The following is a 1262-nucleotide window of genomic DNA, read 5'->3' on the forward strand; positions in this document are numbered from 1 at the left end:
CCCTGCGCCGCGAGCTTGGCCCTCTGCGTTGCCGCCTGTGCCTGGTCGAGCAATTGGCGCGCGTCGCGCAGGAACGCGCGGCCCGCGTCGGTGAGAGCTTGGCCCGCAATCGCTGCTTCCCTACCCCACCCTCTTCTTCGACGTTCAAGCAGCCCTCCGATATTTCCGCTTTTCGAAACACAAACTCACCGTTGCATCGAATATATCGAAACTTCGGGGGGTTCGCAATTTTCGATATGCACGAAGTGCTGAAAATGGCGCGCGAACGACAAAACGCCCGTCAGCCAGAGGGCGACGGGCGTTTAAGGAGGCGGTTCTGTCAGGTTCGGAAAGGCTTCGCGTCTATTCGGCGAAGAGTGAGGAAACGCCTCGCAAGCTATCGCTTGAGCGTCTTCCGGGCCGCTTGGGCCCACTGCTTCACTTGAAAAGCCTGTATAGACGGGAGAACGGCGGACACCCGCTCGAATCCCGGTGGAAGGCTACTTTTGCCGGCTATGCCAGGACTGAGCTCGAGCAATGTTTCTTCGTCCAGATCGGTGCTTTCGAGCAAGAGCGGAAGCGGCGTGTCCAGCGCTTCGGCGATGTTCTGCATGATCTTCAGCGAAGGGTTCGCCTTCCCGTTGGTCAAGTCCGATAGGAACGAAATAGAGATTCCGGCCTTCTCCGCGAGGTCCTGTTTGCTCATGCCTCGCTCGTCCAGCAGGCGCAGGACGTTCGTATAGAAAATGTGGATGTACACGAGGTTGGACTACTGGGCTAGAAAATTTAGCGGCTAAATTGCTTGACCGTTTCAGCTGATTGAGTAGTCTCGCATTTCCAAAATCAACGGAAATATCGAAACATGGATCTGAATCGCTTTCAACTTCACGGCAATCTTACCCGCGACCCCGAGCTGAACCAGTCCGGTCCCGTGCCCTTCGTGCTCATGGATCTGGCCAACAATCGAACATGGACTGACAAGGACGGGAACGTGCAGGAGCGAACCTCGTACTTTCGTGTGAAAGACTTCGGGAGGATGGCTGAGAACCATGCGCAATTCCTCCGCAAAGGGTCGCAGGTTTTCGTCGAAGGGCGACTGCAGCCCACCCAGTACGAGAAAAACGGCGAGAAGGTGTACGGCATAGACCTGGTGTGCGAGTACGTGAAGTACCCCCCGAAGGGCTAGCGCGAAACCCTTGTGTCGGTTCGAAAAAAGCGGGGGCCTCGGCTCCCGTTTTCGTTTTCTGGTGTGAGAGGTTGAGGCCTGGGCGTCTCCCGGCGGT

At 57.0% G+C, this 1262-nt stretch carries 2 protein-coding genes; one reads left to right on the plus strand and one right to left on the minus strand.

What is annotated here, in order from left to right:
• Positions 1–376: 376 nt before the first annotated feature.
• The gene (locus tag QMO14_RS33250; protein ID WP_301512388.1) at positions 377–739 is read right to left on the minus strand and encodes a transcriptional regulator; all 363 of its coding nucleotides are present in this window, start codon (positions 737–739) and stop codon (positions 377–379) included.
• Between the two features lie 102 nt (positions 740–841).
• Here QMO14_RS33250 and QMO14_RS33255 point away from each other — a divergent pair, with 102 nt between their 5' ends.
• The gene (locus QMO14_RS33255; RefSeq protein ID WP_301512389.1) at positions 842–1165 is read left to right on the plus strand and encodes a single-stranded DNA-binding protein; all 324 of its coding nucleotides are present in this window, start codon (positions 842–844) and stop codon (positions 1163–1165) included.
• Positions 1166–1262 lie beyond the last annotated feature (97 nt).

The sequence above is a fragment of the Variovorax sp. CAN15 genome, from assembly GCF_030462475.1.
Taxonomy (GTDB): domain Bacteria; phylum Pseudomonadota; class Gammaproteobacteria; order Burkholderiales; family Burkholderiaceae_C; genus Variovorax.